General features: G+C 66.9%; 7 protein-coding genes and 1 pseudogene. 5 read left to right on the top strand and 3 right to left on the bottom strand.

What is annotated here, in order from left to right:
* Positions 1-49: 49 nt before the first annotated feature.
* Positions 50-175: pseudogene (locus VJV41_RS18090) on the bottom strand (cupin); the annotation flags it as partial.
* 80 nt (positions 176-255) lie between these two features.
* Here VJV41_RS18090 and VJV41_RS18095 point away from each other — a divergent pair.
* Positions 256-1,044, top strand: coding sequence for a polysaccharide deacetylase family protein (locus tag VJV41_RS18095; RefSeq protein ID WP_325336129.1), 789 nt, complete (start codon positions 256-258; stop codon positions 1,042-1,044).
* A gap of 22 nt (positions 1,045-1,066) precedes the next feature.
* On the opposite strand, the gene VJV41_RS18100 is transcribed toward VJV41_RS18095, so the two are convergent.
* Positions 1,067-1,975: an SDR family NAD(P)-dependent oxidoreductase gene (locus VJV41_RS18100; RefSeq protein WP_325336130.1), complete on the bottom strand. Its 909-nt coding sequence runs from the start codon at positions 1,973-1,975 to the stop codon at positions 1,067-1,069.
* Between the two features lie 100 nt (positions 1,976-2,075).
* On the opposite strand from VJV41_RS18100, the gene VJV41_RS18105 reads away from it, so the two are divergent.
* From VJV41_RS18105 to VJV41_RS18115, 3 genes are read left to right on the top strand one after another with little or no spacing between them, the layout of a single operon-like run.
* The gene (locus VJV41_RS18105) at positions 2,076-2,639 is read left to right on the top strand and encodes a TetR/AcrR family transcriptional regulator (RefSeq protein WP_325336131.1); all 564 of its coding nucleotides are present in this window, start codon (positions 2,076-2,078) and stop codon (positions 2,637-2,639) included.
* Between the two features lie 43 nt (positions 2,640-2,682).
* Positions 2,683-3,540 (top strand): cytochrome c oxidase assembly protein, encoded by an 858-nt coding sequence (locus VJV41_RS18110; protein ID WP_325336132.1) that lies wholly within the window; start codon positions 2,683-2,685, stop codon positions 3,538-3,540.
* Positions 3,537-4,544: a VWA domain-containing protein gene (locus VJV41_RS18115; RefSeq protein WP_325336134.1), complete on the top strand. Its 1,008-nt coding sequence runs from the start codon at positions 3,537-3,539 to the stop codon at positions 4,542-4,544. The genes VJV41_RS18110 and VJV41_RS18115 overlap by 4 nt, the downstream gene beginning before the upstream one ends.
* 4 nt (positions 4,545-4,548) lie before the next feature.
* Here VJV41_RS18115 and VJV41_RS18120 read toward each other — a convergent pair whose 3' ends face one another.
* Positions 4,549-5,559, bottom strand: a complete 1,011-nt coding sequence (locus tag VJV41_RS18120) for a VWA domain-containing protein (RefSeq protein ID WP_325336136.1) — start codon at positions 5,557-5,559, stop codon at positions 4,549-4,551.
* A gap of 285 nt (positions 5,560-5,844) precedes the next feature.
* On the opposite strand from VJV41_RS18120, the gene VJV41_RS18125 reads away from it, so the two are divergent.
* Positions 5,845-6,081 (top strand): TCP-1/cpn60 chaperonin family protein (locus VJV41_RS18125; RefSeq protein ID WP_284498098.1); only part of this gene is annotated, 237 nt, incomplete at its 3' end.

The raw sequence follows: 6,081 nt of genomic DNA on the forward strand, positions 1-6,081 counted from the left end.
AGGCTCATCGGCTTCGTTACGGAAGCCGTGGATGCCGCCGGGACTGCATAAGCCCGAACGAGTCATAGTCCGGCGGCTCCCCGCCGTTCTCGGGCGCCCGCCTGAGCCAGGCACTGACTTCTGGTTCGTCTTTGGCGTATCGCGGTGGGGGATAAGGCGGCACGACGAGTGACATCGTCTCCAGCTTGCCATAGCGGCGCTGGTTCGCCGCGCTCTCGACAGCTTCCATTCAGGTAACGGCGCTAGCCTGCGCGCGTGATCAGCCGTCGGGCATTCCTGGCTACCGTTGCGGGTTCGGTGGCGGCTGCCGGCATCGCTGTAGCGGACGCGGCCGCGGCCCCTCCCGACCTCGATCCGGGAGCTGTCGCCTCTCTCAACCGAGGGCGAGCGCCGACCCAGTGGGGTATGTCGCTGCCCGGTGTCGCCACGACGTTCGCCGCCGGCGGCAAGCAGATTGCGCTGACGTTCGATGCGTGTCGCGGCGCGTGTGATGACACGCTGCTGGCGACTCTGGCTCGCAATGCCGTTCCCGCTGTGCTCTTTCTCTGCGGGATGTGGATCGACACAAACCCCGGCAGTGCAGAACGTCTCGCCGCGAATCCGTTGTTCGAAATCGGCAACCACGGCACTCGCCATATCCCGCTCTCGGTGACCGGGCGCTCCGCATACGGGATCGGCGGAACCCGATCGACCGATGAGGTGGTCGCTGAGGTGTGGACGAACCACAACAAGATCACTGCGTTGACCGGTAAACCGCCGACCTGGTTTCGTCCAGGCACCGCCCATTACGACGACGTCGCCGTCGAGATCGTCCATGAACTCGGCGAACGTCCGCTCGGCTTCACGGTCAACGCCGACAAGGGCGCAACGGCCTCGGCCGCGTCAGTGCGTTCCAGCATTGTTGGGGCGACGCCAGGATCGATCGTGATCGCGCACATGAACCATCCGGAGGCGGGGACCGCCGCCGGAGTAGGCGACGCGATCACCACACTGCGCTCGGCGGGCTGGGATTTCGTAGGCCTCAGCGGCCAAGCCGTGCAGTGACTCGCGTCGCCGGTGCACGGCATCAGCCGACGGGATAAACCACGCCCGTCAGCTCTTCCGAGACCGCCCACAACCGGCGCTGCGCGGCGGTGTCGTGGGATGCGGCGGTGGAACCCACGATCTTCGGGTAGCCCCGTTGTTCGCCGAATCCGTCAGGGCCGAAGTATTGCCCGCCGAGCACACCCGGATCGGTGGCGGCCCGCAAGGTGGGCAGCGCGCCCATATCCGGACCCTGGAACAGCGGTGTCAACAACGTGCCAACCCCGCGTATCGCGGCGGGCAGATTGCGCATCAACTCGGTGTTCGAGCCGCCCGGGTGTGCGGCGGCGGCGATGGTGTTGGTGCCGATCAACCGGCGCTGCAGTTCGTAGGTGAACATCAGGTTGGCGAGCTTGGCCTGCCCATAGGCGCCGACCCGGCTGTAGTCGTGTTCCCATTGGAGGTCGTCGAAACGGATCCCGCGGGCGAAGCGGTGCCCGGTGCTGCTGACCGTCACCACACGTGAACCCGGTACCGCCAGCACGCGATCGAGCAGCAGCCCGGTGAGCGCGAAATGGCCCAGATGATTGGTGCCGAACTGCAATTCGAAGCCGTCCTTGGTGGTGGACTTCGGCGTCATCATCACACCCGCGTTGTTGATCAGCAGGTCGATGGTGTCGTGCTTGGAGCGCAGTTCATCGGCGGCGCTGCGGATCGACTCCAATGAGGTCAGGTCGAGCTGTTGTAGCGCCACGCTGGCGCCGGGGGTGCGCCTGCTGATGAGGTCGGCGGCGGCCTTCCCCTTCTCCAGATTGCGGACGGCGAGCACGACGTGAGCACCCTTCGCGGTGAGCGCCGCGGCGGTCTCGTAGCCGAGGCCGGTGTTGGCGCCGGTGATGACGGCCGTGCGACCCGTCTGGTCGGGGACATCGGCGGTGGTCCACTTGCCCATGGGAATCTCCTAGAATGGTGGTAAACGGGGCGGACGCTCCGTTTGATTACGACTATACGGAACGTGCGCCCCGCTTATCTATTCCCGAGGTGAGGTCGAGATGACCGAAACGGCCCGGCCGTTACGCGCCGACGCGGCGCGCAACCGCGCGCGGGTGCTGGAGGTCGCTTACGAAACCTTTGCCGCCGAGGGGCTTGGCGTGCCGATCGACGAGATCGCGCGGCGGGCCGGCGTCGGCGCGGGGACCGTGTACAGGCATTTCCCCACCAAGGAGGACCTGTACCGGGCGGTGGTGCAGGACCGGATACAGCGCATCGTGAGCGACGGGCGCGCGCTGGTGGCCGGCGACGACCCGGGGCAGGCGTTGTTCACCTTCCTGCGGTCGATGGTGCTCGAGTGGGGGGCGACCGATCGCGGGTTGACCGACGCGCTCGCAGGGTTGGGCATCGATGTCGCGGCCGCGATGCCCGAGGCGGAGAGCGAATTCCTCGGGGTGCTCGGCGAGTTGCTGCGTGCGGCACAGAAAGCAGGCACTGCGCGGCCCGACGTCAGCGTGCCCGACGTGAAGGCGATCGTGGTCGGAAGCCAGGCGATGCAGGCCTACCGGCCGGACGCGGCCGAGCGTCTCTTCGAGGTCATCCTCGACGGATTGCGAGCGTCGTAGTCCCACAGGGCGCTGACAGGTCGCCGACGCATAGTTGCGTGCTATGGACCTGGCGAGTTGGCACTGGGACATCGGTGCGGCCGCGGTGATCGTCGCGGCGGGTGTCGGATACGGCTGGGCGTGGCGGCACGCCGAACCGGCGACGCGGCGATATGCGTGGTGGTTCGCATTAGGCCTCGTGCTGATAGCAGTGGCGACGATGAGCATGGTCGGCGTCTACGCCACCATGTTGTTCTGGGTCAGGGCGTTGCAGGTGCTTCTCCTGCTGTACGTGGCGCCGTTCTTTCTGGCGATGGGCAGGCCCGTGACGGTGCTGGGCCTACAGCGGTGGTCGGCGACCCGTGCCGCGCGGCTGATTGCGCACCCGGCGACGACGTCGGTGGCCATGCTGGCCACACCCTGGCTGCTGTATCTGACGCCCTGGTACACCGCCGCCCTGCGGAACGCGGCGGTGGCGTCGGCGACCAATGCGCTGCTGGTGCTGATCGGCTTCGCGTATTACTACGCGCGACTGCAGGCGGATCCGGTGCCGCGTCGGTACTCGCAACTGATCTCGCTCGTCATCAGCATCGTGGAATCGCTGGGCGACGGACTGCTCGGCATGGTGCTGTGGCTCGGGCCCCTGATCGCCGTCGACTACTACACGCACATCGACCGGCATTGGGGACCGAGCCCGCGGGCGGACCAGTCGATCGGCGCCGGTGTGCTCTGGCTCCTCGGCGACGTGCTCGGTGTCGGCTTCATCGTGGTGCTGATGCGGTACTTCTCGGCCGATGAGAACCGGCGTGCAGCCGTCGTCGACGCCGAACTCGACCGCACGGATCATGCTGAAGCTCAACAGGTTTCCGGGCTCTGGTGGGAGGACGATCCTCAACTGCGTGAGCGGATGCGTCGAGCATGACCGTTCCACTGCTGGGCACGCTCGGCGTGTCGGGGTTCGCCAACGCCTGGTTCTTCCTGTTCCTGGTCGTCGTGGTCGCAATGGTGTTGATGTACGTCGTGGCGCAGCGCGCGCGCAAACGAAGGGTGCTGCGGTTCGCCAATCTCGAATTGCTGCAAGCGGTCAGCAAGCCGAGGCCGCGCCGATGGCGGCACCTTCCCGCCGCGCTGCTGGTGGCGTCGCTGGCGTTGCTGACCACCGCGATGGCGGGGCCGACGTACGACCTGCGGGTCCCCCGCAACCGGGCCGTGGTGATGTTGGTCATCGATGTCTCGGAGTCCATGGTCGCCACCGATGTGGCGCCGAACCGGTTGGCGGCCGCGAAGGACGCGGGCAACCGGTTCGCGGACGAGCTGACTCCGGGAATCAGCCTGGGCTTGGTCGAGTTCGCGGGAACCGCAACACTGTTGATGTCACCGACAACAGACCGCGACGCCGTCAAGGCGGCGATCGACACGCTGCAGCCCGCCGAACGGACCGCGACGGGTGAGGGGATCTTCACCGCGCTGCAGGCGATAGCGGCCACCACCGGCGTGCTCGGCGGCGGGGACGGACCGCCGCCCGCCCGCATCGTGCTGGAATCCGACGGAAAAGAGACCGTGCCGTCAGAGCCGGAAGGGCCGCGGGGCGCGTTCACGGCGGCGCACGCCGCCAAGGACCAAGGCGTCGGGATCTCCACGATCTCATTCGGCACTCCGGACGGCACCGTCAAGATCAACGACCAAGACATTCCAGTGCCGGTCGACGATTCCACGCTGCAGACGATCAGTGAGATCTCGGGCGGGCAGGCGTTTCACGCCGCCAGCCTGGATCAGCTCAACAGCGTGTACGCCACGCTGCAGAACATCATCGGTTACCAGACGGTTCGCGGTGATGCGAGCGCCGCGTGGATCCGGCTGGGAGCGTTCGTCTTGATCGCCGCGCTGCTGGCCGCGGTGCTGCTCAACAGGCGGCTACCCGATTGACCGTTCAAGCGGGCAGGCGCCGATTGATCAGCAGCCCCAGCAGCGCACCCACGCTGGCGATGATGACCGCGATCCGCAACCAGCCCGCACTCGCGGGGCCGCGTTCGACCTGATACCCCATCTGGTCCTCGACCGCGGCGAAGTCCTTGTTGAGCTCGTCGACGCTGCCGGCCTTCGAGGTCTGGCCGCCGGACAACTGGGCGATGGTTTTCATCATTCCGTCGTCGACGGGCACCGGCACGGTCTCGTCCTTCATGGTCACGTGCCCGGTGGACGTACCGAACGCGATCGTGGTGATCGGCACGCCCTGATCCTTTGCGGCCCGCGCCGCGGTATAGGCGCCCTGCGGGTTGTTCGGATTGTCCGGCTTGTTCTCTTTGCCGTCGGATAGCAGCACGATGCGCGCGGGCGGCGGTTTGTCCTTCGGCCCCTTGAGCACCGCGTTGACCGTTTGAATGGATTGCAGCGCAGCGAAAATCGCTTGGCCGGTGGCGGTACTGTCGGACGGCTGCAACTTGTCGAGGGCCGCGACGGTGAGCGAGTGATCGGGCGTGGGGGCCACGAGCACGTTGGCGGTTCCCGCGAACGCGATGAGTCCGAGGTTCACGCCGGTGGTCACCTGCCGGGCGAACTGTTGCGCGGCGTGCTGGGCGGCCGTCAGCCGGGTCGGCGCGACATCGGTGGCCTTCATCGACTGGGACACGTCGATCAGGAGCATGATCACCGCGCGATTGCGGGGGACCCGCACGTCGTGACTCGGCTGGGCGAGCGCGATGGTCAACGGGACGAGCGCCAGCAGCAGCACCAGCACGGGTAGATGTCGCCACAGCGACGGTCGCCGAGGCGTGACCGAGTCGACCGCTGCGGGGCCGGCGAATCGGCGCATCCGTCGGCGTCGGCGTTCGTGCACTGCCAGGTACACCGCCAATAGCGCGGCGGGCGCCACCAGAAGCGCCAGCCACGTCGGGTTCTCGAACCCCGACAACGACAGCAGACCCAGGCCAGGAACCGTCACCGCCTCAGGGTCGCCTGTCCCGCTGGCAATCGGCTGTGGCGGCCTGTTCGCTGAGTGTGAAGTGCTTGATCGTCCGATTCCTCGTCCGCCACTTCGTGGCCGCCTTCGTCACCGGACGACCTTGCACTCGCCCTGGTCGAGTGCTAAGAATGCAGTTGGCACTCGCGACCGGTGAGTGCTAGGTCGGGACGGTGAGACCGAGCCGCACAGCTCATTGGTCGTCCGTCGCGGGCACTGCACCCGGCCGACAGACGTGCCATCCCCAATCCGGAGGAACACTTCGCAATGGCCAAGACAATTGCGTATGACGAAGAGGCCCGTCGCGGCCTCGAGCGGGGCCTCAACGCCCTCGCCGACGCGGTAAAGGTGACGTTGGGTCCCAAGGGCCGCAACGTCGTCCTGGAGAAGAAGTGGGGCGCCCCCACGATCACCAACGATGGCGTGTCCATCGCCAAGGAGATCGAGCTGGAGGACCCGTACGAGAAGATCGGCGCTGAGCTGGTCAAGGAAGTCGCCAAGAAG

Source organism: Mycobacterium sp. (assembly GCF_035274705.1).
In the GTDB taxonomy this organism is placed as follows: domain Bacteria; phylum Actinomycetota; class Actinomycetes; order Mycobacteriales; family Mycobacteriaceae; genus Mycobacterium.

Coding starts and splice junctions, on each gene's coding strand:
- VJV41_RS18100 (WP_325336130.1), bottom strand. CDS start 1,975: ATGGGCAAGTGGACCACCGCCGATGTCCCCGACCAGACGGGTCGCACG.
- VJV41_RS18105 (WP_325336131.1), top strand. CDS start 2,076: ATGACCGAAACGGCCCGGCCGTTACGCGCCGACGCGGCGCGCAACCGC.
- VJV41_RS18110 (WP_325336132.1), top strand. CDS start 2,683: ATGGACCTGGCGAGTTGGCACTGGGACATCGGTGCGGCCGCGGTGATC.
- VJV41_RS18115 (WP_325336134.1), top strand. CDS start 3,537: ATGACCGTTCCACTGCTGGGCACGCTCGGCGTGTCGGGGTTCGCCAAC.